21 protein-coding genes are annotated in these 22,107 nt (G+C 72.5%); 9 read left to right on the top strand and 12 right to left on the bottom strand.

The window, feature by feature from the left end:
• Positions 1-38: 38 nt before the first annotated feature.
• A complete protein-coding gene (locus AB0N04_RS07670) occupies positions 39-413 on the bottom strand; it encodes a hypothetical protein (protein WP_363363602.1) in 375 nt (124 codons plus the stop codon).
• A gap of 183 nt (positions 414-596) precedes the next feature.
• Between AB0N04_RS07670 and AB0N04_RS07675 the strand changes: the two genes are divergently transcribed.
• On the top strand, positions 597-1,385 hold the full coding sequence (locus AB0N04_RS07675) for a GntR family transcriptional regulator (RefSeq protein ID WP_363363755.1): 789 nt from the start codon (positions 597-599) through the stop codon (positions 1,383-1,385).
• 5 nt (positions 1,386-1,390) lie between these two features.
• Positions 1,391-2,149 (top strand): glycosyltransferase, encoded by a 759-nt coding sequence (locus tag AB0N04_RS07680; RefSeq protein ID WP_363363604.1) that lies wholly within the window; start codon positions 1,391-1,393, stop codon positions 2,147-2,149.
• 201 nt (positions 2,150-2,350) lie between these two features.
• On the opposite strand, the gene AB0N04_RS07685 is transcribed toward AB0N04_RS07680, so the two are convergent.
• From AB0N04_RS07685 to AB0N04_RS07700, 4 genes are all read right to left on the bottom strand, one after another.
• Entirely contained in the window at positions 2,351-2,608 is a 258-nt protein-coding gene (locus AB0N04_RS07685) for a hypothetical protein (protein WP_363363607.1), read from the bottom strand.
• 116 nt (positions 2,609-2,724) lie between these two features.
• Positions 2,725-3,141, bottom strand: a complete 417-nt coding sequence (locus AB0N04_RS07690; protein WP_363363610.1) for an ATP-binding protein — start codon at positions 3,139-3,141, stop codon at positions 2,725-2,727.
• Positions 3,138-3,848: a GntR family transcriptional regulator gene (locus AB0N04_RS07695; RefSeq protein WP_363363612.1), complete on the bottom strand. Its 711-nt coding sequence runs from the start codon at positions 3,846-3,848 to the stop codon at positions 3,138-3,140. Before AB0N04_RS07695 ends, AB0N04_RS07690 begins: the two co-directional genes overlap by 4 nt.
• A gap of 156 nt (positions 3,849-4,004) precedes the next feature.
• A complete protein-coding gene (locus AB0N04_RS07700; protein ID WP_363363615.1) occupies positions 4,005-4,304 on the bottom strand; it encodes a hypothetical protein in 300 nt (99 codons plus the stop codon).
• 80 nt (positions 4,305-4,384) lie between these two features.
• Here AB0N04_RS07700 and AB0N04_RS07705 point away from each other — a divergent pair, with 80 nt between their 5' ends.
• From AB0N04_RS07705 to AB0N04_RS07715, 3 genes are all read left to right on the top strand, one after another.
• Positions 4,385-5,140: a GntR family transcriptional regulator gene (locus AB0N04_RS07705; protein WP_363363617.1), complete on the top strand. Its 756-nt coding sequence runs from the start codon at positions 4,385-4,387 to the stop codon at positions 5,138-5,140.
• Between the two features lie 267 nt (positions 5,141-5,407).
• Positions 5,408-5,977, top strand: coding sequence for a hypothetical protein (locus AB0N04_RS07710; protein ID WP_363363620.1), 570 nt, complete (start codon positions 5,408-5,410; stop codon positions 5,975-5,977).
• Between the two features lie 271 nt (positions 5,978-6,248).
• Entirely contained in the window at positions 6,249-7,253 is a 1,005-nt protein-coding gene (locus AB0N04_RS07715; RefSeq protein WP_363363623.1) for a hypothetical protein, read from the top strand.
• A 1,402-nt stretch (positions 7,254-8,655) separates the two neighbouring features.
• Here the strand turns inward: AB0N04_RS07715 and AB0N04_RS07720 are convergent.
• Positions 8,656-11,436 (bottom strand): AAA family ATPase, encoded by a 2,781-nt coding sequence (locus AB0N04_RS07720; RefSeq protein WP_360205546.1) that lies wholly within the window; start codon positions 11,434-11,436, stop codon positions 8,656-8,658.
• Between the two features lie 265 nt (positions 11,437-11,701).
• Between AB0N04_RS07720 and AB0N04_RS07725 the strand changes: the two genes are divergently transcribed.
• From AB0N04_RS07725 to AB0N04_RS07735, 3 genes are all read left to right on the top strand, one after another.
• On the top strand, positions 11,702-12,079 hold the full coding sequence (locus tag AB0N04_RS07725; protein ID WP_360205549.1) for a nuclear transport factor 2 family protein: 378 nt from the start codon (positions 11,702-11,704) through the stop codon (positions 12,077-12,079).
• 186 nt (positions 12,080-12,265) lie between these two features.
• Complete coding sequence (locus AB0N04_RS07730) at positions 12,266-13,720, top strand: MFS transporter (RefSeq protein ID WP_360205551.1); 1,455 nt, start codon at positions 12,266-12,268, stop codon at positions 13,718-13,720.
• Positions 13,721-13,834: 114 nt separating this feature from the next.
• The gene (locus AB0N04_RS07735; protein WP_360205553.1) at positions 13,835-15,664 is read left to right on the top strand and encodes a prolyl oligopeptidase family serine peptidase; all 1,830 of its coding nucleotides are present in this window, start codon (positions 13,835-13,837) and stop codon (positions 15,662-15,664) included.
• 268 nt (positions 15,665-15,932) lie between these two features.
• On the opposite strand, the gene AB0N04_RS07740 is transcribed toward AB0N04_RS07735, so the two are convergent.
• Positions 15,933-16,088, bottom strand: a complete 156-nt coding sequence (locus AB0N04_RS07740; protein WP_360205556.1) for a hypothetical protein — start codon at positions 16,086-16,088, stop codon at positions 15,933-15,935.
• A 1-nt stretch (position 16,089) separates the two neighbouring features.
• Here AB0N04_RS07740 and AB0N04_RS07745 point away from each other — a divergent pair, with 1 nt between their 5' ends.
• Complete coding sequence (locus AB0N04_RS07745) at positions 16,090-16,317, top strand: hypothetical protein (protein WP_360205559.1); 228 nt, start codon at positions 16,090-16,092, stop codon at positions 16,315-16,317.
• A 79-nt stretch (positions 16,318-16,396) separates the two neighbouring features.
• Here the strand turns inward: AB0N04_RS07745 and AB0N04_RS07750 are convergent, their stop codons facing one another.
• The 5 genes from AB0N04_RS07750 to AB0N04_RS07770 all read right to left on the bottom strand — a co-directional run bounded on the left by AB0N04_RS07750 (position 16,397) and on the right by AB0N04_RS07770 (position 21,845).
• The gene (locus AB0N04_RS07750; protein WP_360205562.1) at positions 16,397-17,188 is read right to left on the bottom strand and encodes an SURF1 family protein; all 792 of its coding nucleotides are present in this window, start codon (positions 17,186-17,188) and stop codon (positions 16,397-16,399) included.
• Positions 17,189-17,355: 167 nt separating this feature from the next.
• Positions 17,356-18,546: a hypothetical protein gene (locus AB0N04_RS07755; RefSeq protein WP_360205565.1), complete on the bottom strand. Its 1,191-nt coding sequence runs from the start codon at positions 18,544-18,546 to the stop codon at positions 17,356-17,358.
• Positions 18,539-19,084, bottom strand: a complete 546-nt coding sequence (locus AB0N04_RS07760; protein WP_360205568.1) for a SigE family RNA polymerase sigma factor — start codon at positions 19,082-19,084, stop codon at positions 18,539-18,541. The genes AB0N04_RS07755 and AB0N04_RS07760 overlap by 8 nt, the downstream gene beginning before the upstream one ends.
• Positions 19,085-19,497: 413 nt before the next feature.
• On the bottom strand, positions 19,498-20,568 hold the full coding sequence (locus AB0N04_RS07765) for an aspartate-semialdehyde dehydrogenase (RefSeq protein WP_360205571.1): 1,071 nt from the start codon (positions 20,566-20,568) through the stop codon (positions 19,498-19,500).
• Positions 20,565-21,845 carry an aspartate kinase gene (locus AB0N04_RS07770; protein WP_360205574.1) on the bottom strand — a complete coding sequence of 427 codons (1,281 nt, stop codon included), beginning with the start codon at positions 21,843-21,845 and terminating at the stop codon, positions 20,565-20,567. Before AB0N04_RS07770 ends, AB0N04_RS07765 begins: the two co-directional genes overlap by 4 nt.
• Positions 21,846-22,107: the final 262 nt, after the last annotated feature.

Raw genomic sequence — 22,107 nt, forward strand, 5'->3', positions numbered from 1 at the left:
CCTTGATCCGTCGACCGCCGCCGCTGGCAACGGATTACTCAGACGTGGATGCGCCGCGGGACGGCCATCCGCTGCACGGCCTGAAAGGCCGTCATGACGGCAGAGGAGGAGCCGAGGCCAACCAGAGAGGCCAGCAGCCAGCCGCCGCCAGAGGCCAGCTCGGCTCCGCCGCCGAGCGTCGCCACGACAAAGGCGACACCGCGGATGCCCCACGACGCCACACTCCCGCCGCCCGCCTCCGACTCGGGTCGGCGGCCCACCAGCTCCAGGTCGTACCGCCGGACCTGGCGCAACTCCCCGCCGGAGAGCTGGATCACCACAACGCTGCCGTCCGCCTGTTCGGCGGCACCGGCCACCGTGCCCAGCGCCATGTCGCTCCGGTCGCGGACGACGTCACCGATTGCGAGTTGCATTTGGCCCCCCTCGGGATCGGAAGCGGATCCGGCCATGCCCAGCCGCCCGCAACTCCTAAAGAGATCCTGTCCTCAGGTCCTCTTTAGGAGTTGCCATGACTATGAGCTACGCCACCCCAACTCGTCAAGTCCTCTTGAGGACTCGTATGCTGGTTTCCGCAGACGACCAGGACGGTGATCACCATGGCGAAGGCGTATGAGCGCATCGCGGACGACCTTCGTCAGCTCATCCGGGCAGGCGAACTGAAGCCCGGTGACCGGCTGCCGGCGGAGACGAGCCTCGTCGGGCAGTACGGCAAGAGCCTCCCGACCGTCCGCCAGGCCCTGGCCCTCCTCCAGGCCGAAGGGCTGATCGAGAAGCAGCACGGTCGCGGCACCTTCGTCCGCAAGGCACGCAAGCTCGTACAGCGCAGCAACGACCGGCACCAGTGGGAGAAGAACCGCGCGCGCGGCTCGCTGGCGGAGCGTCAGCAGACCGGCGCGACCGAGCGCGACACCGGTCTGGAGCTGGACGACCTGGTCTTCACTGCCGAATACCGGCAGATCCCCGCGGACGCCGAGTGGGCGGCCGCCTTCGGAGTGATAGAAGGAACGACTCTGCTGGAGCGCGTCTTCCATACGCGCTACCGCACGGAGACGGCTCCCTTCAATCTCACCCGTTCGTACCTGGTCCACGACATGATCGCGGGCAACCCCGACCTTCTGGACGCCACGAAGGAGCCCTGGCCCGGCGGGACGCAGAACCAGCTCCACACGGTCGGCATCGAGGTCGACCGGATCGCCGAGCGCGTCACCGCGCGGCCGCCGACGGCCGAGGAGGCCGAGGAACTGGAGTTGCCGCCCGGCACCGCCGTCCTCGTCCTGCGAAAGACATCCTTCGACGTCGAGGGCCGCGTCGTGGACATCGCTGACGTCACCCTCCCGGGCGACCGCACGGAGCTGACCTTCACCACTCAACTGGAAAGGTGGTGAGGGCCGTGCAGCGGCGCATCATCATCGTCACTGCCGTCCACCCGCCGTCCGCGCTGTTCCTGCCGGACGCCTACAAGTCACTCTGCGAACAGGAACTGCCGGAGGGCTGGGACTGGCTCTGGCTGATCCAGGAAGACGGCAAGAGCGACCAGGTCGCCCCCTACATCCCCGACGACGTCCGGATCAGCTTCCGCCAGGGCCGACCGGGCGGTGCGGGCATGGCCCGGACCATGGCGCTGGCGCGGGCCGAGGGCGAGTACGTGAAGGTGCTGGACGCTGACGACATGCTGGCCCCCGGCGCCCTCGCCCGCGATATCGCCGCGCTCACCTCGAACCCCGAGATCGGCTGGACGACCTCCCGCGTCCTTGACCTGCTCCCAGACGGCTCGTTCGTCGGCTTCGACCAGGACCCGCCCGCCGGCCCCATCGAACGCGGCGCCGTCCTGGATCACTGGAAGGCCCACGACTACCGCGCCCAGGTCCACCCAGCGACGCTCTGTATCCGGCGCGACCTGCTGATTGCCCTCGGCGGCTGGATGGCCCTCCCCGCCTCCGAGGACACCGGGCTCCTCCTCGCGCTCAGCGCGGTGAGTCGCGGCTGGTTCACGGCGGAGGTCGGCCTGCACTACCGCAAGTGGCCCGGCCAGGTGACCAGCCAGGCCGCCCACGTCGACAGCGCCGAGCGCGAGGCCCGGATGGCGGTCATCGAAGCCAGGGCGGAGTTGCTTGCGGGGCTGGCGTGGCAGTACCCCGCCGGGGCCTGAGCATTTCGTCCCGCGGCCGGAACGGCAAGAGCCCGGACACCTCTCCGTCCTGGAGATGTCCGGGCTCAGCCGTAGTCAGCGACTCAGGGATGGGGTGGCCTGGCCGGCCTTCGGGCACGATCGGCCCGGAGCGGCTGCACTTCCCCTCCCTGCTCGAAATCCGTCAGCCGCGTACGCTGAGCCGGACAGAGGCCTGCGCGTTCACTTCGGCGCCGCCGTATAGGCCGGGCGGATCCTGATCATGTGGGGCTCAGCAGGCTCCAACAGATCGCCGACGTAGAGCGCCAGCGTCCAGCTGCCCGTGCGCCGCACCTGACCCGCGATGAACTCCGCCGCACCCGGCCGACCGAGGCCGCACTCAATGAAGTCCCGGTGCCATGCCCACACCGTCAGCGGCTCGATCTCCCTGAGCAGCGCCGCAAGCGCGTCGGGGAGCCTGAAGAACTCCGCCTCGGGCATGATGCCCGTCGATCGAGGCCACGACCGGGCCGAACGCCTTCATCTCTCCGTCGTTCATGCTGATCACCGCGTACTCTCCTCGGCCTCTTGCTGATGCTGCGCGGTCTGGTCAGTGCTCACAGCGCACCCCCGTCCGCTGGGGCAACCAACGCCCAGACCGCCTTGCCCACACCACCCTCACGGGGGCGCACGCCCCACTCCTTCGCGAGCTGGTCAACCAACCGCAGCCCGCGGCCGGACTCGTCCTCATCGCCCGTCGTACGCATCATCGGGATCCGCCGACTGGCGTCGTGAACCTCGATGCGCAGCAGTCCGGGCTCCATCTCGAATCGGACGAAGATCAGACGACCCGGCATCCGCGCGTGTTGCACGGCATTGCTGACGAGCTCAGATAGGACCAACTGGCCGATTTCCAGGAACTGTTGGCTGCTATCGATGCTGGCCAGAAACTCCCGCAGCAGGCTCCGGGCGGCACCAGCGGACTTCTGATGACGAGCCAGCCAAGCCTGAGACGTTCCGATGGGCCTCGTCACTTCCCGACCCCCGCCAGCTCTGGCCCGCTGGTCGAGAAGACCGCCTCGGCTCGGTCGCTGGGGAGCACCAGCAACACGCCCATCACCACGCGGCCGGCTCTATCCATCGACGTGCGCTCGATCGCCAGGACGGGAATCCGGGCAACGATGCGAAGCGCATCGGCCTCCTCGGCGCTCGGAAAGCGCGCAGTGACGCGCTCGGCAGTCGCCGCGCACGGGATGCCGCGCGCGAGCAGATGCGCGCGAACGTCGTCGCCCCAGGGCGACCACGGAGCTTCCGGGAGAGGAGCGTCCAGCGCACGCGGCACGTAAACGCGCGCCAGACTGCACGGGCGACCGGCCTGCTCGCTGAGGTAGACACGCTCGACCACCGGAGTCTTGGCGCGGACCCGGAGCAACGACTGGAGCTCGCCCGCTGCCTTGACCTCGGTCACGGTGACCTCGATCCGCAGCGCAGGCGGGCAAGCCGCCGGCAGGTCCTGCAGGTGGCGCCCGCCGGAATAAGTGATCGGCTGGACCGGACGGCGAACGAAGTTCCCGTTGCCGTGGAACTTCTCGATCAGCCCCTCGGACTGGAGCTCGTCCAGAGCCCGACGCAGGGTCGGCAAGCCGACTTCGTAGGTCGCGGCAAGCTCACTTTCCGAGGGCAGCTTGCTGCCGGCCGCGAGGGCCCCGGAGCCGATTCGGCGCCGGAGGTCCTCGGCCACGCGTGTGTATCGGACGGCCATGGCGCGCTCACCACCTCCGGTGGTCATCGGTGGAGCTGCGGTACAGCAGCGGGGCCGGGGCACGACAGCTCGAACACGCAACGAGCTGACGCCTGGTCCACGTCGGGGCGGGGCGGGTAAGGTCGAACACGCTGATCAGCTCCCATACAGCTGATGGCACTGCCCCGCGACGGCGACTGCATCGTCCGTCGCGGGCGCATCCATGCGGACGGCGGCCCATGCGATCAGGCCGCGGCTGGCGCTGCTGACAAGTCCGAACTGGTCGGCTGTCTCCAGCAACGCCAGGAGAACTCCCCACGACTCGGCCGTTGTCGAGTCCGGCACCTCCGTCTCTATGCAGGCGTGATTGCCGTGATCCTTCATCTGCGGATCGAGCCCGAGGGCCAAGAGACCAGCAGCGATGCCGTCAGCACGTGCCCGATCGCACGAGAACACAGGACACCCCTCCGTAGCTCCTTGGCCACTCAGAGCGAAGCTAGTTAACTAGATTAGACCTAGTGGACTAGATTTTCCATATGGGTGAGCAACCTCCGTACCTGCGTATCGCAGACGCCCTGCAAGAGCGCATCGCCAGCGGGGAATGGGCACCGGGCGACCGTCTGCCCTCGCGTGCTCAGCTCGCGCGCGAGCTCGGCGTAGGCGACAACGTCGTGCGCCGCGCGCAGGAACTCCTCATCCTCCAGGGCGCTTTGGAAGGCCGCGCGGGCTCAGGCACGTTCGTCGCCGAGCCGCGCCAGCGACTTCGACTGGTCCGCTCCCGAGCGCGCGAAGACCGCGGAGGTTCACCCTTCCAGGCCGACATGACCAGCCTTGGCCGGCGGGGCACCTGGGAGAGCCGCACTGACGCCAAGGTCCCGGCGCCGGCGGACATCGCAGCCCGCCTCGGCATCGCCGAGGGCGACCTCTGCGTCCGCACGTCCTACGAGTACTTCGCCGACGGCAAGCCGATCCAGCTGTCTACCAGTTGGGAGCCCTACGCCCTCACCGCAGGCACGATCATCGTCCTGCCCGAGGGCGGGCCGCTTGCCGGCGCCGGCGTGGTCGGCCGCATGGCAGAGATCGGCATCACGGTCAGCCACTTCACGGAACAGCCGGAACCCCGGCACGTGACCGACGAGGAAGCCTCACTCCTCGGCGTGCAGCGCGGCTCCCTCGTCACGCACATCCGGCGCACGTACGTCGCCGACGACGGCCGCGCGGTCGAGACAGCCGACATCGTCCTCCCCGCAGGCCTCTGCGAACTGGTCTACGAAGTACCCATCACCCCTTGAGCGTCCACGGACTTCCGCACGCAGCGGGACCGCCTCCGCCTCAGATCCGGCTGAAACATCAGGCGCGGTCGTCACAGTTGTCACAGTGTCACGCGCCCGCGCCGGATGCTCCCACGCCAGCTGACACAGCGCCCCGGTGTTTCAGCCCGCATGCCCACAGCGCGCACCGACAGACATGCGGCAAGTCGGCCGTTAGTAGGGCGGCGCATCCCGTCCAACTCCTAGAATCCTCAAGACATCAAGAGAACTTCATGTCTTGGGGGAGACTTGGCCGCGGCCGAACAGATTGTGACGATCGCAGCCGTCCTCGTGGGTGCGCTGACGACGCACCTCACCAACCACGCGATGGAGCGGCGCCGGAAGCAACACGAGCTGCTGACCCGGTGGGACGAGAAGAAGCTCCACGCGTACGAGGGCTACATCGACAGGATCAGGTCGTGCGTCTTCCTCGCCGTCCACCTCTACGAGCACAAGGAAGGCATCCACGCGAGCAACAAGGGCGAGCACGAGCTCACCGCGGAGCTGGCGGAGGCCAACTGGCAGCGCGGCCGTGCCTTCGAGCGCATCATGCTCCTCGGCGGCGACGAGGTCGTAGAGGCTGCGCACCGGCTCAACGCGGCTGCCCTCGAAGTCGACTGGCAGGCCGGCGGCAAAGTCCAAGGCACTCTTGACGAGTGGCGCACCCGCAACCGCGCCGTCTTCGGCGCCATCAACGAGTTCCACGACGCTGCCCGCCAGGACCTCGGCGTCCAGGGCAACGTCACCGGCGAAAGCCACCCGGAACGTGACCTGTTGTTGCCACCCCCGCGGAGCGGCTCGAACGGCAACCACTCCTAAATGGCACTGACGCAGCCTCACTGCCGAATTCAGTTCCATCAGGTCAAGGGCGCAATCCACCTGAGGCGACGTCCGCCGCAGGTCAGAAGAGGGTATCGCCCTGGCCCGTACATGATCTTGAAAAATGTTGTGGCGTGACCCGTCACCGCGGGGTCGAGTCCCATATGCAGTCGCTGAACGCGTCAATCACCCTTCATGCGACGGTGTGGACCGCTACGATCCTCCTCGGGTCCGAAGTGTTGGGGGAGAATTGGTAATCAACTTTCAGCTCTTGTCGAAAATCCAGCAAGTGGTGTTCGCGGATGCAATTTTCATAGCCCTGGCTATTTTTGCCTACAAGGGCCCCTTGTGGATCATCAAGCGCCTGCCAATGACGCGCCAAAAGTGGATTCAGTGGAATTCTAGAACTGCAGAGAAGGCATTTCAAGAAATGTCTAGCTCGCTAGACTCCCTGGGTCTCTCGGATCTACCATCGGACTCTTTGCGAATTGCAGGCGAAAGCTCTGCTGGAGAAATTCGCCTCCGGTACAGGATTCTGACTTTCATTATTGGAGTCCTGGGTGGCGACATGGTCGTGGCCGTAGCAAAAACGGTTGAGACCGGACAGCTTGCGCAGGACTTGCAGCCCCGAAACGTCCTGACTGCCGCTATCATTACGCCGATTTTGATCTGGGCTTCCGATCACAACCCCAGTGTTTCACGTTATCGCTTTCTGCTCACCACCGGGGCGGCGATTCGGCAATGTGAAGCCGTCTACTCATCGGTTGGTGATGAGCGACCTGTGGCTGTACGCGGATTGGACCAAGCCTGCGCCAATGTCAGGCGTTCTGTCTTGCGTATTCATCGAGTCCACGGAAGTCTCGGACGGTTCTCACCGAGGCGTCACTCGGTGAAGAAGAATGCCGCCCTGGTGGCGGCCAAACTCCAGCAGATGGAGGATCAGATGGATACGCGAGGGGTTGAGTCCATGAAGGATCTCGCGCGCACTCTGGTCACTATTTCTAACAACTATGCAGAGTCGAAGATTGGGCAGCTTCTCTCTGAGGCCGATCTTGAAGGCGTGGTTGCGCCAGAACGCCGCGCAGCCGGCTTGCGGTTGGCCGCTGTCGTGTCGGCCACGGCTGTCGTCGCCTGCTCCTGGATCATGCTTGGTTACCCCGGAGAGGGCATGCCGATTGCTGCTGGGGCCGCCGCAACGCTTTCGAGCATCGCTGCGTACGGCCCGCGCGCGGCCATGGACCGCGTCGCTGAGCTGCGAAACATTCTGGGCTTCTGAGACGGCGCGACGAGAGAATGGCGCTCGTTCGCTCACTTGGTAGGGCTTCGCGAGAAGATCTTGAGATCGGGGGCTGTTCTGGCAGGACCGAGACCAACGCAGGCCAACGCTCTGGGCAGTGTGTTTGCGTTTCTGCATCGGTCCGTGACCACCCCGGACCTCACTAGGCGAAGCGGCAGTGGGTCCGAATCATCCCCACTCCGGGGATCCGCTGACGGCAGATCCTGACGGCAACACCGACGGATATGAGACGGCAATGGAGGCCGCTGGCGCCCAGGTGCCGGGAGGGGTGTGTGGCTTCGCCGAGCCTGTACGTGAGGTCGAACGAGCTTACAAAGCAGATGTCGGCGGCTCGAAACCGTCCCGCAGGCACCCCCAATGATGACTCCGAATGTCACGCCCTCCCACGCTGGCCTTGATCGTTTTGGCGCCCCTTTTCGTCCCGTGCTAGCGCATGGAACTGCAGGATCGCCGATCGCATGATTGAGGCCGCTCACAAGGCGATCACGCCCGGCCCTAGACCGGACAGGACACCGGCCAAAGCCGCTCCGCCGCCCGCTGCTACAGTGCGCGCCAATCCGGGACTTGAGGTATAGCCCACAACATGGCGAGGATGTCGTGTCAAACCGGTTCATATCAACCGTGAGAGCCGCCTTTCGAGCCGCCTGCAAGCACCCGATCCATGCAGCTTCAGTGCTTCTTAGAGGTTGCTGCCTCGGTGCGCTGTCGCTGTTCGCACTCTGGCTCTTTGTTGTCCTGCCGATCCTTGCCCGCGTTCAAGGGTGGGACAACGATCCGGCTGCTCAGCCGACTGCAGGGGTCGTAGCCACTTCGACGCCCACTCGCGCCTACACAGCGGTCACGTGGAGCTACCAGGGCTCACACTGCGCAGATGGGTCGGGATCAGATGCACTCGGCCGACGTGGAGCGTGTAGCCATCATGGGGGAGTTGTAGCCGAGTATCGAGGCAGCAACGGTACTGTCTTGGCGTGTGGGAGCGGCTGGCATCCTCCCTATCGGATCGAGGAACAGTTACAGCAGCTTTCCGAGTTCGGAAGCCTCTACTGCCGCCGCTAGTGCTGGCCCTCACATCGCAAGAACCGGCGTGGGGTGAGTGTCTAACTGCGCTACAACGGGTCCGCACTTTGGCAGACGGCCACGGACACCCAGGGACCGTTCGGGCAGGTCAGCCGCACTGCGCGCCGAGGTCGGGCGGGTGCCCAGGTTGCTTCGGGACGAAGAGGCCGTGGGTTCAAATCCCGCCACCCCGACCCAGTGCAGAGGCCCTGCCGGAGAAATCCGGCAGGGCCTCTGTCGTCGTTGCGCGACCGACAGCATGACTGTGGCTCAGGGCCCCCGCCGGACGGATCCGGCGGGGGCCCTCGGCGTGGGTGGGGCCGGGTCAGAGCGCGGCGGGGAGCTCGGCGCGCGAGGTGATGCCGAGTTTGGGGTAGGCCTTGTAGAGGTGGTGGGCGACGGTACGGGGGCTGAGGAAGAGTTGGGCGGCGATCTCCCGGTTGGTGAGGCCGCGGGCGGCCAGGCGGGCGATCTGGAGCTCCTGGGGGGTCAGCGGCGAGGCGTGCGGGGTGTCGGCCGGGGCGGGGGCCGGGGTGCCGGTGGCGGTGAGTTCGGTGCGGGCGCGGGCGGCCCAGGGGTGGGCGGCGAGGCGTTCGAAGGTCTCCAGGGCGGCGCGCAGGTGGGGGCGGGCGTCGGTGCGGCGGCGGGAGCGGCGCAGCCACTCGCCGTAGAGGAGGGCGGTGCGGGCCTGTTCGAAGGGCCGGTTCGCGGACCCGTGCAGGTCGAGGGCGGCTCGGTAGGCGGACTCGGCGAGCTCGTCGGGGCCCAGGAGTGCCTGGCAGCGGAGCCGGAGGGCCTCCGTCCAGGGGCGGTCGGCGGCGGCGCTCCAGCGGGCGAAGCGCTCGTAGGCCTCGGCCGCCCGATCCGGGGCGCCGAGCCGGACCGCGGCCTCGACGAGGTCGGGGACGGCGCGGGTGGCGCTGACGTGGTGCCGGTGCGGCCCGCTGGTGAGGGTGTGCAGTCGGTCGGCGGCGGCGCCGGCCCGGCCGTGGCCGAGGTCGAGCAGGGCGAGCGCCCAGTGCGCCCAGGGGAGGCCGGCGGCGGGGGCGGCGGTCTGCGGGCCGGTGGTGGCCAGGGACTCGGCGACGAGCCCGGTGCAGCGGTCCTCGGCGCCGTCCAGGGCGGCCAGGTAGGCGAGCAGCGCGGTGAGTTGGCTCACCCACTGGTGCTGCCCGGTGTCCCGGGCGAGGGCGAGCGCCTCGGTGGCGGTGAGCTCGGCGTCGCGGTGCCGGCCGTGGAAGAGTTCGGCCTCGGCGAGGAAGAACTGGAGGGTCGGCATCACGCCGACGGCGCCCTTGGCGCGGGCCTCGGCGACGAGCTCGCCGCCGAGTTCGGCGGTCTCCTCGTCGCGGCCGAGGATCAGGGTGGCGCCACAGAGCTGGACGAGGTCGGCGGGGGACTCGGCACCGGCCCCGCGGGCGGCCGCGGCGGTGTCGCGGGCGGTGGGCGGCTGCCGGCGGGCGGGGGCCGGGTGGCCGGGGCCCGGGTGGCCGAGGGCGGGGAGCACTGCGGCGGGCAGGTGGCGGGCGAGCGGGGTGAGCGGGTCGTCCTCGGCGAGCGGTAGCGCGGCCAGCCGGTCGAGGACGGCGACCACCGGCTCCTCCCCCGCGTACCAGGCGGCGTGGAAGGCCTGGAACAGCATCCGGGCGGCGTGCGGCGCCGCGACCCCGGTGGCGGCGTCCAGCAGCAGCCGGTGGGCGGTCGGGTAGGAGCCGCGCCAGAAGTGCGCGGTGGCCCGGACCTGGTCCAGCAGGGCGTGCGCCAGGGCGCTGTCGGTGCGTCCGCCGGCCTCCTCGGCGAGCGCCTCGGCCTGCGCCAGCCTCCCCTCCTCGGTGGCGGCTTCGGCGGCCAGGACGAGGCGGCGGGTGGCGCCGTCGCGGTCCGGGGTGAGCCGGGCAGCCCGCTCGTACGCCGCGGCCGCGCCGTGGGCGCCGCGGGCCCCGGCGCGGACGGCGGTGCGTTCCAGGGCGTCGGCGAGGGCGGCGTCGGGGGCGGTGGCGGCGAGGGCGAGGTGCCAGGTGCGGCGGTCGCCGTCCGGGAGCGCCCCGGCGACGGCCCGGTGGGCGGTCAGTCGCTGGTGGTGCGGGGCGCGTTGCAGGATGGCGGCGCGCAGGAGCGGGTGCCGGAAGGCGATCCGCCGGTCGGGCGCGACCGTCACCAGGCCCGACTCCTCGGCGGGGCCCAGGTGTTCGGCGGGGACGCCGAGGGCGGCCGCGGCGGGCAGCACGACGTCCAGTGCGCCGCTCTCCTCGGCGGCGGCGACCAGCAGCAGGGTCTGGGTGGCCGGGGGCAGTCCGGTCACCTGGCCGTGGAAGGCGATCAGCAGCCGGCTGGTGAGCGGCAGGCCGCCCGGGGCCGGCGACGGGGAGCCCGCTCCGGCCGTCCCGGCCCCGGCGGCGGGCGTCTGCGCGGCCACGGCGACGGGGAGTTCGGTGAGGGCGAGCGGGTTGCCGGCCGCCTCGGCGAGCAGCCGGCCGCGGACGGCGGCGGGCAGGCCGGGGCCGGCCCGGTGCTCCAGCAGTCGCACGGCGTCGGGCGCGGGCAGGCCGGCCAGGTGGACCTCGGGGAAGCCGGTGGCCGGGAGGTCCGGCGCGGTGCCGCCGGTGCGGGCGGCGAGCAGCAGGGCCACCCCCTCGGCCTGGAGCCGGCGGGCCGCCAGCAGCAGGGCGTCCAGGGAGGCGCGGTCCAGCCACTGCAGGTCGTCGACGACGCACAGCAGCGGCCGTTCGGAGGCGAGTTCGGCGAGCAGGCCGAGGGTGGCGAGCCCGGTCAGCAGCCGGTCGGCCGGCGCCGGGGCGTGCCCGTCGCCGAGCCCGAACGCCGCCTCCAGCGCGCGCCGTTGAGGGGCCGGCAGGACCTCCAGCCGGTCCAGACCTGGCGCCAGCAGCAGGCTCAGGCCGGCGAAGGGCAGCTCGGCCTCGTACTCGACGCCGGCCGCCCGGACCACCCGGAACGCCTCCCCCGCCCGGGCGACGGCGTGCTCCAGCAGCGCGGTCTTGCCGATGCCCGGCTCCCCGCGGAGCAGCAGCACTCCGCTGCCGCCGCCGCGCGCCGTGGCCAACAGTCCGTCCACGGCAGCCTGTTCGTGTTCCCTCCCGTACAGCATCCCCCGACCCTACCGAGCGGGGACCGGGGCGGCGCGGGCGGACGGGGACGGTGCGGACGGGATCGCGACGGGCGGCGCGGGCGGGGACCGGGATCGCGACGGGCGGCGCGGCGGCGGCGACGGGCCGCACACCTACGTACCCCGCAGCGCCGGGTTACGCACCCCCTTGCCGATACGTGACCGATTCGCCCGCGCCGGCCCGTCCCTACCGTGGTGTGCAGCGGGAACGACCGCCCAACACCCCACCGGAACACGGGAGATGACCATGACCGAGATCACCGCCGGCACCCTCCAGCAGCTCGCCGAGCGCTACCTGGCCGTCTGGAACGAGACCGACCCGGCCGCCCGCCGCAAGCTGGTCGACGAGGTGTGGGCCGAGGACGGCGGCTACACCGACCCGCTGGCCGCCGTGACCGGCCGGGACGCCGTCGACGCGCTGATCGGCGCGGCCCAGGCGCAGTTCCCCGGGCTGGAGTTCACCCTGGGCCCGGTGGACGCGCACCACGACGTCGCCCGGTTCACCTGGCTGCTCGGACCGGCCGGCGCCGAGCCGGTGGTGATCGGCTTCGACGTGCTGGTCGCCACGCCGGACGGCCGGATCGGCGCGGTGTACGGCTTCCTGGACCGCGTCCCGGGTGCCTGACGCCGACCCGGACTCCTGACGGACGCCGGCCCGCGCACCCGACACCGGCCGCGCCCCGACCGCCCGGGCGCCCCACCCCGGCCGGGGGCGCCCGGGGGCGACCCCCACCGCCCCCGGGCGCCACGCCCCGCCCCCGCCGACGACCCCTGGCCCTGCCCCTGGCCCCGCCCCACCGAGGAGAGCCCGATGAGCACCGCCCCCGACCTCGCCCACCGACCCGCCGCCAGGCGATCCACCGGGAGCACGAGCGCCGAGGACCGACCCGCCGCGAGCCGCCCCGGCGCCCCGCCCGGTCTGCTGCCGGTCGTCCTGGCCGCCACCTTCATGACCTCCCTCGACGTCTTCGTCGTCAACGTCGCCGTCCCGTCCCTCCAGGCCGACCTGGGCGCCGGACCGGCCGTCGTCCAGTGGGTGATGGCCGGGTTCAGCCTGGCCCTCGCGGCCGGCCTGGTCACCGCCGGCCGGCTCGGCGACCGCTACGGCCGCCGACGGGTGTTCGGCCTCGGGCTGGCCCTGTTCACCCTCGCCTCCGCGGGCTGCGGCTTCGCCCCGACCGCCGCCGCGCTGGTCGGCGCCCGGGTCGCGCAGGGGCTGGCGGCGGCCCTGATGGGCCCGCAGGTGCTGGCGATCCTGCGGACGGCGTTCAGCGGCGCCGCGCAGGCCCGGGCGTTCGCCCGGTACGGGCTGACGATGGGCGTCGGCGCGGTGTTCGGCCAGTTGATCGGCGGGCTGCTGATCCGGGCCGACGTGCTCGGCCTCGGCTGGCGCAGCTGCTTCCTGATCAACCTGCCGGTCGGCCTGGCCGCCCTCGTCCTGGTGCGCCGGTGCCTGCCGGAGTCGCGGGCGCCGCGGCGGCCGGGTCTGGATCCGGTCGGCGTGCTGCTGGTCACCGCCGCGCTGACCGGCCTGGTGCTGCCGCTGATCCAGGGCCCGCAGCTGGGCTGGCCGTCGTGGACGCTGCTCTGCCTGGCCGGTTCGGCGGCCCTGCTGGCCGGTTTCGCCGTGCACCAGCACCGCACCCGGGCGACCGGCTCCCCGCTGGTCGACACCGGGCTGTTCCGGAGCAGGGCGTTCGGCGCCGGGCTGCTCGCCCAGCTGGCCTTCTGGCTCGGCCAGGCCTCGTTCTTCCTGGTGCTCGCCCTGCACCTGCAGCTGGGCCGCGGCCTGGACGCGTTCGGCGCCGGGCTGGTGTTCACGGCGATCGGCGTCGGCTACCTGATCACGTCCAACGCCGTGCACCGGGTGGCGGAGCGGCTCGGCGGGCCGCGGACGATCACCCTCGGCGGGCTGTCGATGGCCGCCGGCCTGGGCCTGCTCGCCCTCGCGGTGTACGGGGCCCCGGCGGCCGGGGTGTGGTGGCTGGCGCCGGGGCTCTTCGTGGACGGCCTCGGAATGGGCCTGGTGATCGCGCCGGTGACCTCCGTGGTGCTGGCCGGGGTGGAGCCGCGGCTGGCGGGTTCGGCCGCCGGGGTGCTGGCCACCGTGCAGCAGGTCGGCGGGGCTCTCGGCATCGCCCTGATCGGACTCCTGTACTACGGGGCGGGGGATCCGGTGGCGGCGTTCGGCCGCAGCGTGACGGCGCTGGCGGTGCTGGAGCTGGTGCTGGTGGGCCTGGTCAGGCTGCTGCCGCGCCGGGCGTGAGCGGCGCGGGCGGGCCCCGGCGGCGGGGCGCCGAGGGGGCGGAACGGTGCGGGCGGGCGGGCGGGAGCCACCCGCCCGTTCCGTTCCGTCCCCCCGATCGGGTTGGATGGTCGGATGAGCGAGGAGAAGAGCGCCGTCCCGGCATGGGAGCAGCGGTTCAGGGCGGCACGCGTGTCACTGCCCGACTGGGCGGAGGACGCCCCCGACCGGGCGCTGTACGTGTCCAACGCGACCGGCACCTACGAGGTCTACGCCTGGGACCGTGCCACCGGCACCCACCGCCAGGTCACCGACCGTCCGAACGGCACCACCGACGCCGAGCTGGCCCCCGACGGCGAGTCGGTGTGGTGGTTCGACGACCACGACGGGGACGAGTTCGGCGTCTGGCGCCGCCAGCCCTTCGCCGGCGGCCCCGACGAGGAGGCCGTGCCCGGCCTCGCCGCCTCCTACTCGGCGGGCCTGGCGCTCGGCCGTGACGGCACCGTGGTCGTCGGCCGGTCCACCGACGAGGACGGCACCACCCTGCACCTGTGGCGCCCCGGCGCGGCCGCGGCCGTCGAGATCTACCGGCACGAGGAGTACGGCGGCGTCGGCGACATCAGCCACGACAGCGCGCTGCTGGCCATCGACCACACCGAGCACGGCGACGCGATGCACTCGGCGATCCGCGTCGTCCGCCTCGCCGACGGCACGACCGTCGCCGAGCTCGACGAGGTCACCGGCCGCGACGAGCCGCGCGGCGTGGCCTGCCTCGGCTTCGCCCCCGTCGAGGGCGACACCCGGCTGCTGGTCGCGCACCAGCGCACCGGCCGCTGGGAGCCGATGATCTGGGACGTCGCCACCGGCGCCGAGACCGCGCTGCCGCTGCGCGACGAGCAGGGGCGCGCGCTGCCCGGCGACGTCTCCGCCCAGTGGCGGCCCGGCGCGGCGGAGCTGCTCGTCGAGCACGAGTACGAGGCGCGCAGCGAGCTGTTCTCGTACGCGCTGGCGGACGGCCGGCTGACCCGCCTGGACACCCCGCGCGGCACGGTCGGCGGCGCCACCGCCCGTCCGGACGGCACCGTCGAGTACCTGTGGTCCTCCGCGGCCGAGCCCTCCGCCGTCCGCTCCACCGCCGGGGCGGTCGTGCTGCGGGCGCCCGGCGCGGTGCCGCCCGGCTCCGTCCCGGTCGAGGACGTCTGGGTGGACGGGCCCGGCGGGCGGGTGCACGCGCTCGTGCAGCGGCCGGCCGGCGCGGGCGAGGGCCCCCACCCGACGGTGTTCGAGATCCACGGCGGCCCCACCCACCACGACAGCGACTCCTTCGCCGCCGGGCCGGCCGCCTGGCTGGACCACGGCTTCGCGGTCGTCCGGGTCAACTACCGCGGCTCCACCGGCTACGGCCAGGCCTGGACGGACGCCCTGCGCGAGCGGGTCGGCCTGATCGAGCTGGAGGACATCGCGGCCGTCCGCGAGTGGGCCGTCACCAGCGGCCTCGCCGACCCGCAGCGGCTCGTGCTCACCGGCGGCAGCTGGGGTGGCTACCTCACCCTGCTCGGCCTCGGGGTCCAGCCGGACGCCTGGGCGCTGGGCGTGGCCGCGGTGCCCGTCGCGGACTACCACACCGCGTACGCCGACGAGATGGAGGCGCTGAAGTCGCTGGACCGCACCCTCTTCGGCGGCACCCCCGAGGAGGTCCCGGAGCGTTTCACCGCCTCCTCGCCGCTCAGCTACGTCGACCGGGTGCGGGTGCCGGTCTACATCAGCGCCGGGGTCAACGACCCGCGCTGCCCGATCCGGCAGATCGAGAACTACGTCGAGCGGCTGGAGCGGCTGGGCACGCCGCACGAGGTCTACCGGTACGACGCCGGGCACGGGTCGCTGGTGGTGGAGGAGCGGATCAAGCAGCTGCGGCTGGAGATCGACTTCGTCCGGCGGCACCTCGGTGGCGGGGGGACGGTGTGAGACGCCTGCTGGTGGTCGCGGGGGTGGCGGCGGTCGGGGCCCTGGTGCTCACCGGCTGTTCCGGCCGGTCCGACGACCTGGCGTCCTGCCCGCCGCCGGCCGCACCCGCGGCGCCCGGCCCGTCGGGCACGGTGACGCCCGCGGTCCCGTCGGCCCCCTCGGCCCCGCCGACCGCGGCGGTGCCGAAGGCACCGGCCTCCACCGCGACCCGCTCGGGCGCGTGGGGGGCGGCCCGGCCGGGCGCGGGCACGGTCGTGCGGCCGGCGGTCTACCAGCCGTCCGAGGGGGACGCCCCGGTGGTCCTGCCCGCCAGGAGCGGCAAGGGGTCGAGCGGGTCCAAGGGCTCGTCCGGGTCGAAGGGCTCCAGCGGGTCCAGCGGGTCGAGCGGGTCCAGCGGCTCGAAGGGGTCGAAGACGGGGCGCACGGTGCACCACCACATCGACCACTACGACTCGGACGGCACCGTGAACGGCGGCCGCGGCCGCTGCGGCGACGTCGCGCCGGCGTTCACCGAGTCCCCGAGTGCGGTGCCGGGCTCCCCCGGGGCGGTGCCGGGCGTCCCGGCCAAGCCGGGCAGCGCCCCCGCCGTGCCCGTGCCGACGGCGCCGGCCGTGCCGGGCGCACCCACCGTGCCGGGTGCGCCGAAGCGCTGAGCGGGTCGGAGCGCCGAACCGCCGATGCATCGAGCGCGTCGGAGCGACGAACCGGCCGGCGCGCGGCCGATCGCGGCGGTCAGTCCAGGACCGGGTCCAAGCCGAGGGCCCGGTCCTGCTCCGCCTCCGCCTCGCGACGCAGCAGGCGGAACCACATGAAGACCACGAACCCGCCGAAGACGAACCACTCCAGGGTGTAGCCCAGGTTCTGGAAGGCCCGCAGGCTGAGCCCGTCGCCGCCCTGCGGCTGGACGGTGGGCACCGGGGTCAGCCCGGCCGGTGCGGCGTCCGCCGCCACCCAGCCGTCGTACCAGCCGTCGTACGCCAGCGCGTTCAGCAGTGCCGCCCGGTTGACGGTGCCGAGCTGGCCGGCCGGCAGGCCGCCGGCCACCGCACCGTTGCTGCCGCTGGTCTCACCGGCCTGCAGCCGGCCGGTGACGGTCACCTGCCCGGCCGGCGGCGGCGCGATCGCGGACGCGCCCCCGGCGGGCTCGCCGGGCGCCCAGCCGCGGACCACCGCGGCGACGTGGCCGTCGGCGGTGCGCAGCGGGGTGAGCACGTAGTAGCCCTGCCTGCCGTCCACCACCCGGTCCGGGACGAGCAGTTGGTGCTCCGGGTCGTAGTCGCCGGTCAGCGTGACGGGCTGGCCGACGGTCTCGGTGGTCACCTGCGGGGCGGCCTGGTTGAGCAGGCTCTCGATCGGCCTGGGATCACCCGCGGCGGCGACGGTCCGCTCGGCCTCCCGGTGGGAGGAGAACCGGTCCTCGAACCGGCCGAGCTGCCAGGAGCCCAGCCAGACGCACACCGCCACGGCCGCCACGGCCAGCGCGGTGCCGCCGAGCCAGCGCGGGGTCAGGAGGAACCGGTACACACCCCCCACGGTAACCAGTCCTCACACCCGCTCCGACCACAGGGGTCCGCGGCACGGACCGCGGCGGGGCGGAGCCGGCCCGGGCGACCGGACGGGCGGGGCCACGGCGGGGGCGTGCCGCGGCCGGACCGACGGCGCGGAGGCGGCGGCCCCGGGCCGCCGCCGGTTCACCCCGCCGCGGGCGATCCCGAGGGCTGCGGGGCGGCCGCGCCGCCCGCCGCCTGCACCCCGCCGCGGTAGAACGTCCCGCCACAGCCGACCGGGAGGGTGACGGTGGCGGCCGCGGGGCTGCCGGGGGCGGGGGTGTGGGCGATGGTGGCGCCGGCGGGCGCCGGGGGCGGACCGGCCGTCGCGGTGGCGGTGGGACTGGGCACGGTGGTCGGCCCGGCACTGGGGGACGAACTGGCCGGGGGCCCGACGCTGGGGGCCCCCGAGGCGCCGGAGCCGGGTGCCGCCCCGGTGGCGGCGGGGGCCGGGGTGCCGGCGGCGACGGGGTTGGCGCCGCCCTGGCCGGCGGGCGTGGTGGTGGCGGTGCCGCTCCCGCGGGTGGGGCAGCCGGTCCGGTCGGGGATCCAGGTGAAGGGCACCCGGTAGCCGGCCTGCGGGGCGAGCACGGGCGGCTCGGCGTCCATCGCGGGGAGGGTCACGGCAGGGTCGCCGGCGGTGCGGTCGGCGGTGCGGACCCGGCCGCGGTCGATCCCGGTCACGGACGTGACGGCGACGGCACCGGGGCCGCCGAGCCGGCAGCTGTGGTCGGAGACGTTGAGCACGGTGAAGGAGCCGGTGATCCGGCCGTCGGAGTCGGCGGGGCCGGTCTGGGCGCTGCCCTGGCCGAGGTCGGCACGGGTGCAGAGCGGGGTGATCGGGCTGTCGCCGGTGCTGGTGGCGGGGGCCGGGGCGGTGGTGGTGCCGTCGGCGCGGGTGGTGGTGCTGCCGGAGCTGGGCGAGGCGGTGGGGGTGCCGGACGGTGGTGCGGTGTCGCTGGTGCCGCTGCCGGGGCCGGTGCGCGGGGGTGTGCCGGAGCCGGTGGTGCCGCCGGTCCTGGTGCCGGTGGGGGCGGTGGCGGCCGGACTCTTGGCGTCGGCGGAGCCGGGGCCGCCGGAGAGGCCGAGGTGTTCCCCGTCGTGCAGGGCGGGCAGGGCGATCGCGACGGCGAGGGCGAGGGCGGCGGCGCCGGTCCAGGCTCCGCGCCGGGCGGCGCGACGGCGGGGTACGGCGTACCGGATCCGCGGCAGGCCGCCGGGTTCGGGCTGGATGTCCGCGACGGCCCGCCGCATCAGGTCCCGGACGGCCCGCTCCTCGGCGGAGAACCCGTCGTCGGCGCCGCCGGAGGGCCGTTGCCTGGCACCGTCAGCCATGTCCGGCCTCCATCTGGGACCGCAGGGCGGCGAGTCCGCGGGAGCCGTAGGCCTTCACGGACCCGAGCGAGATGCCGAGGGTGTCAGCGACCTGCGCCTCCGTCATGTCCACGAAGTAACGCAGCACCAGAACCTCCCGCTGACGGCGTTGCAGACCACGCAGCGCGGCCTTCAACTGGTCGCGCTCCAGCGCATCGTAGGCGCCTTCTTCTGCACTGGCCATGTCAGGCATGGGCTTTGGCAGGAGCCGCAGACCGAGGATCCGCCGGCGCAACGTGGAGCGCGACAGGTTGACGACGGTCTGCCGCAGGTAGGCGAGGGTCTTCTCCGGTTCACGGACCCGGCGGCGGGCGGCGTGCACCCGGATGAACGCCTCCTGGACGACGTCCTCACAGGTCGACAGGTCGTCCAGGAGCAGGGCGGCGAGCCGCAGCAGGGAGCGGTAGTGGGCTTGGTAGGTCTCGGTGAGCAGGTCCTCGCTGGTACCGGCGTCGGTGCCGGCGCCGGAGCCCGCCGCACCGGGTGCGACCGCGGTCATCTGGTCGTCTTCCGGCCTACTCGCCGGCCGCGGGGTACGCGAGGGGAAGGTCACCACGGCCCTCGCCGGGATGCCCGCCCCTGCTCCCACCATCACGTTCGCCACGCCCGTTGGACACTCGATCCCCTGTCATGGTTGCCCAGCCCGGGGGCCATTCTTCCGCATCGGCCGAAGAGGCCTCCAGGGGATTCCAGCGGGATTCCGGACAGATTGTGTCGAGGAGCGGACACGCGCCCGCCTTCCGGATGCCGTCCGGACCGTCAGGTGCTGTACCGGGCGGGCGGGGAGGACCGGACGCGGCGGGGGCCCGGTCCGCTCCGGCGGGGGTGAAGGTTCCGCCGCCCCGGGCCGGGGTTACGGTTCCGCCACCGCCCGGCAGGGGTTGCGGTTTCGCCACCCCCGCTGAGCCCCGGTCAGTCCTCGGCGGCCTGTCCGGCCGTCAGCTCACCGGCCACCAGTTCCGCGATCTGCAGCAGGTTCAGCGCCGCGCCCTTGCGCAGGTTGTCGCCGCAGAGGAAGAGGTCGAGCGCGTCCGGCTCGTCCAGGGCCCGGCGCACCCGGCCGACCCAGACCGGGTCGGTGCCGACCACGTCGTTGGGGGTGGGGAACTCCCCGGCCGCCGGATCGTCGTAGAGCACCACGCCGGGGGCGTCCCGGAGGATCTGCTGCGCGTGCTCCTGGGTGACCTCGCGTTCGAACAGCGCGTGCACGGCCAGCGCGTGGGTGCGCACGACCGGGATGCGGACGCAGGTCGCCGAGACCTTGAGGGCGGGCAGGCCGAGGATCTTGCGGGCCTCGTCGCGGATGCCCATCTCCTCCGAGGACCACCCGCCGTCCCGCAGGAAGCCCGTCCAGGGCACCGCGTTGAGGGCGAGCGGGGCCGCGAACGGCCCGTTGTCGGCGATCACCGCGCGCAGGTCGCCGGTCTGCCGGCCGAGCTCCGCGCCGGCCACCAGGGCGGTCTGTTCGCGCAGCGCCGCCTCGCCGTCACGGCCCTCGCCGGAGGCGGCCTGGTAGGAGGCGACGACGAGCTGCACCAGCCCGTACTCGGCGTGCAGGGCGCCGACGGCGGCGATCATCGCGAGGGTGGTGCTGGCGGGGCTGGCGACGATGCCGCGGGCCCGCATCCGCAGCGCGGCCGCGTTGACCTCGGGGACGACCAGCGGTACGTCCCCGGCCGTGCGGAAGGCCGCGGAGTCGTCGACCACCACGACGCCCTTGGCCGCGGCGATCGGCGCCCACTGGGCGGAGACCGCGTCGGGGACGGCGAACACGGCGACGTCGATCCCCGCGAAGGCCTCCTCCGTCAGCGGCACGACCTCGACGGGCTCCCCGCGCACGACCGGCTTGCGGCCGGCCGAGCGCGGGGAGGCGACGAGTCGGACCTCGCCCCAGACGTCCTGGCGGAGCGAGAGCAGGCCGAGCAGCACCTCGCCGACCGCGCCGGTGGCGCCGACGACGGCGAGGTTCGGCCGCCGGGTCATCGCCCGGTGCCCCCGTAGACGACGGCCTCGTCCGACTCGCTGTCCAGTCCGAAGGCGCTGTGCACGGCGCGGACGGCCTCCGGCACGTCGTCGGCGCGGGTGACGACCGAGATGCGGATCTCCGAGGTGGAGATCAGCTCGATGTTGACGCCGGCCGCCGAGAGCGCCTCGAAGAAGGTCGCGGTGACGCCCGGGTTGGAGCGCATGCCGGCGCCGACCAGGGAGATCTTGCCGATCGCGTCGTCGTAGCGGAGCGACTCGAAGCCGATGCCCTCCTTGACCCGGCCGAGCGCGTCGATGGCCTTCTGGCCCTCGGTCTTCGGCAGGGTGAAGGAGATGTCGGTCAGCCCGGTCGACGCGGCGGAGACGTTCTGCACCACCATGTCGATGTTGACCTCGGCGTCCGCGATGGCGCGGAAGATGCGGGCCGCCTCGCCCGGCTTGTCGGGCACCCCGACGACCGTGACCTTGGCCTCCGAGGTGTCGTGGGCGACTCCGGAGATGATGGCCTGCTCCATCTCGCCCCCTTCGGGCTTGTTCGGGTTGTCGTTGCTGACGATCGTCCCGGGGAGACCCGAGAAGGACGAGCGTACGTGAATCGGGATGTTGTAGCGCCGCGCGTACTCCACGCAGCGGTCGAGCAGCACCTTGGAGCCGGACGACGCCAGCTCCAGCATGTCCTCGTACGCGATCCAGTCGATCTTGCGGGCCTTCTTCACCACGCGCGGGTCGGCGGTGAAGACGCCGTCCACGTCGGTGTAGATCTCGCAGACCTCGGCCTTGAGCGCGGCGGCGAGCGCGACGGCGGTGGTGTCCGACCCGCCGCGGCCCAGCGTGGTGATGTCCTTGCTGCTCTGCGAGACGCCCTGGAACCCGGCCACGATCGCGATGTTGCCCTCGTCCAGGGCGGTGCGGATGCGGCCCGGCGTCACGTCGATGATGCGCGCCTTGTTGTGGACGGAGTCGGTGATGACACCGGCCTGGCTGCCCGTGAAGGACTGGGCCTCGTGACCCAGGGATTTGATCGCCATGGCCAGCAGCGCCATGGAGATGCGCTCTCCAGCGGTCAGCAGCATGTCGAACTCACGGCCGGCAGGGAGCGGTGACACCTGCTCCGCGAGTTCGATGAGCTCGTCCGTCGTGTCGCCCATCGCGGACACCACGACGACGACCTCATGGCCGGCCTTCTTGGCGTCAACGATTCGACGGGCCACGCGCTTGATGCCCTCGGCATCCGCAACGGATGAGCCGCCGTACTTCTGCACGACAAGGCCCACGTGCGCTCCTCGACTTGTGTCGTCTTCCGGGGGCTCCGGGCCCCCGCACCCCCGGGGGAACGGGGGCATGCGGTCGGCGCCAGTCTACCGAGCAGGGGTGCCCCGACCGGCGCCTTCCACATGATGAGACGACTGTTTCACCAGGTGGTCGGCCCGCCGGGCTGCGCCACCGGCAGGTCTGCGGGCGATCCGGCGGTGCCCCGAAGAATCGGCGGACGGACGGACGGCGATCCGGCGGGTTTCCCTCCCCGCCCGGACCGCT

The sequence above is a fragment of the Kitasatospora sp. NPDC051702 genome, assembly GCF_040681575.1.
Lineage (GTDB): Bacteria > Actinomycetota > Actinomycetes > Streptomycetales > Streptomycetaceae > Kitasatospora.